Raw genomic sequence first — 1,413 nt, 5'->3', positions numbered from 1 at the left:
GATGGCGTCCCTTGTGGTGGTGTAGGGGATCAAGGCGGTGAGCGTGGGTCGGTGCGCCCTGTTCGTGCTCCCGCTGCCCCTGTTCGTGCCCCCTGAACACAAGTCGGCCACCGTGCAACGCTCCGGGGAAAACGGCTAAGTCCAACCCTGGGGGTGCACGATGGCCTTATCCCAGTCTGACCTGTTGCAGCTGCTTCAGTCACTACGTGCGGCGGACGGAATCGAGACCATCCGGGCGGTGTGTGAACGCATCCTGCAGGAGCTGATCGAGGCGGAGGCCACCGCCCGGATCGGCGCCGAGTGGAACGAGCACACCGACACCCGCGCTACCTGGCGCAACGGGCACCGGGACAAGACCCTGACCACCCAGGCCGGCGACGTGGAGCTGGCCATCCCCAAGCTCCGGGCCGGGAGTTTCTTCCCCTCGCTGCTCGAGCGGCGCCGCCGCATCGACCGCGCCTTATACGCGGTCATCATGGAGGCATACGTGCTCGGCGTGTCCACCCGCAGCGTCGATGACCTGGTCAAAGCCCTCGGCGCGGACACCGGGATCTCCAAGAGTGAAGTGTCGCGGATCTGCGCGGGGATGGACGAGGAGCTGGCCGCGTTTCGCACCCGACCGCTGGACCACACGCGCTTTCCGTACCTGTTCCTGGACGCCACCTACGTCAAGGCCCGGGTCAATCACCAAATCGTCTCCCAGGCCGTGGTCATCGCCACCGGCGTCAGCGAGCAGGGCAACCGCGAAGTGGTCGGGGTGATGGTCGATGACAGCGAGAGCGAAGCATCGTGGACTGGGTTCTTACGCTCCTTGCGCGAGCGGGGGCTGACCGGGGTGCGACTGGTGGTCTCCGACAACCACTCCGGCCTGGTCAAGGCCATCCGCAAAGTCATGTTCGGCGCCGGCTGGCAAAGGTGCCGGGTTCATTTCGTCCGCAACGTCTTCTCCGTGATCGAGAAGGGCACCGGGGAGATGGTCGCCGCGACCATCCGCACCATCTTCGCCCAGCCCACCGCCACGGCCGTCCGGGCCCAGCTGGACACCGTCGCCGAGATGCTCGGCAGACAGTTCCCCAAGGTCAAAACCATGCTGCTGGCAGCCAAGGAGGACCTCACCGCGTTTGCGGACTTCCCCCAACAGCACTGGAAGAAGATCCAGTCCACCAACCCACTGGAACGGCTGAACCGCGAGATCAAACGCCGCACCGACGTCGTCCAGGTCTTCCCCAACCCCGAAGCCGCCCTACGGCTCGCCACCGCCGTGCTGGCCGAAATGCACGACGAATGGATCGCCTTCCCCCGCCGCTACCTCTCCGAGGAGAGCATGGCCGCGGTCTACACCACCACGGACACCGCAGCCCTACCCGCCACCACCGAGGATTGATCCCCTACACCACGAGAAGGGACACGACC

The 1,413-nt window shown here is 65.9% G+C and carries 1 protein-coding gene; it reads left to right on the top strand.

The genetic code is table 11. The features are described from left to right. Positions 1–160 precede the first annotated feature (160 nt). Complete coding sequence (locus AB0M28_RS40445) at positions 161–1,384, top strand: IS256 family transposase (protein WP_365415835.1); 1,224 nt, start codon at positions 161–163, stop codon at positions 1,382–1,384. The last annotated feature ends 29 nt before the right edge of the window (positions 1,385–1,413 follow it).

This window comes from Streptomyces sp. NPDC051940 (assembly GCF_040680895.1).
GTDB lineage: Bacteria > Actinomycetota > Actinomycetes > Streptomycetales > Streptomycetaceae > Streptomyces.
Note: the sequence above shows the minus strand (reverse complement) of the source record. Positions and strands in the feature narration are given on the sequence as shown.

What these genes read in the sequence shown, in the direction of transcription:
- AB0M28_RS40445 (WP_365415835.1), top strand. Translation starts at nt 161, where the DNA reads ATGGCCTTATCCCAGTCTGACCTGTTGCAGCTGCTTCAGTCACTACGT.